The organism is Peribacillus sp. P4_C12 (assembly GCF_056402095.1).
Map to the genome: position 1 here is coordinate 1 of NZ_JBFUIB010000742.1, position 1,498 is coordinate 1,498.

1 protein-coding gene is annotated in these 1,498 nt (G+C 40.7%); it reads left to right on the forward strand.

Features of this window, described 5'->3' with window-relative positions; all coding sequences use genetic code 11:
• Positions 1-1,287: acyl-CoA carboxylase subunit beta (locus tag AC1DUW_RS28565; protein ID WP_477644149.1), on the forward strand; the 1,287-nt coding region annotated here is incomplete at its 5' end.
• Positions 1,288-1,498: the final 211 nt, after the last annotated feature.

A 1,498-nucleotide genomic window follows, 5' to 3' on the forward strand; every position in this document is an offset into this window, starting at 1 on the left:
ATTTATTTGTTCTCACAAGACTTTACCGTATTTGGTGGAGCACTAGGGGAAATGCATGCTCTGAAAATTGCCAATGTTATGGATTTGGCAGCGGAAAATGGAGCCCCGTTCATTGGTTTAAACGATTCTGGTGGAGCACGTATTCAAGAAGGAGTAGTTTCTCTGGACGGATATGGTCAAATTTTCTATCGTAACTCTATATATTCAGGTGTTATTCCACAAATTTCTGTTATTATGGGACCTTGTGCTGGTGGAGCAGTATATTCTCCAGCGATAACAGACTTCGTCTTCATGGTTGAAAAAACGAGTCAGATGTTCATTACAGGACCAAAAGTTATTGAAACGGTTACAGGCGAAAAGATTTCATCTGAAGGATTAGGTGGGGCAACAGTACATAACACAATAAGTGGAAATGCTCATTTCAAGGGAGCATCAGAGGAACAAGTTTTAGCGGATGTTAGACGTCTTCTAAGTTATCTGCCACAAAACAATGAAGAAAAGCCACCAGTTTTGGAGGCAGACGATGAAGATGACTACCGTCCAGACTTAACGGATGTTGTTCCATATGAAGGGATTCGTCCATATGATGTTCGTAAAGTATTGGAGCAAGTTGTGGATAATGGTTCGTTCATGGAAGTACAAGCTGGATTTGCGAAAAACATTGTGGTCGGTCTAGCACGTATTAAAGGAAAAGTGGTGGGACTTGTCTGTAACCAGCCAAAGGTATTAGCAGGAGGGCTGGATATTGATTCATCTGATAAAGCTGCCCGTTTTATTCGTTTCTGTGATTCGTTTAACATTCCATTAATTACGTTTGAAGACGTTTCTGGCTTCTTCCCTGGTGTTAAACAAGAACACGGTGGCATAATTCGTCACGGAGCAAAGCTGCTATATGCGTATTCTGAAGCAACAGTGCCAAAATTGACAATCATTCTCCGTAAAGCATACGGCGGCGCCTACGTGGCTCTTAATAGTAAATCAATCGGTGCGGACCTTACGTTTGCATGGCCTAATGCTGAAATTGCGGTTATGGGATCTGCTGGAGCAGCGAATATCATTTTTGCCCGTGAAATTCAAAATAGTGAAGACCCGGAAGCAACTCGTGCAGATAAAATTGAAGAATACCGTGAGAAATTCGCCAATCCATATGTAGCTGCAAGTCTTGGGATGGTAGATGACGTTATTGATCCTCGAGAAACCAGGATCAAGATTATTCAATCTCTTGAAATGCTACGCAACAAAAAAGAAACTAGACCATGGAAAAAACACGGAAATATTCCGTTGTGATTCTAACTTGTAGAAGCCCAAAACAAATCTGTTTTGGGCTTCTTTTTGGCGAAGTTAAGTATGAAGTAGTAAATCACTTATCATAGATCCGTGTCCTCCTCTGCATTCGATAGTTCAATTTGATCTATCGACATGTAAGAAGACACAAACAATTTTAATGAAGGCTCTTTTTTTCGGATTATTTGCCGGGTTACTACTTTTAGAAGTATAC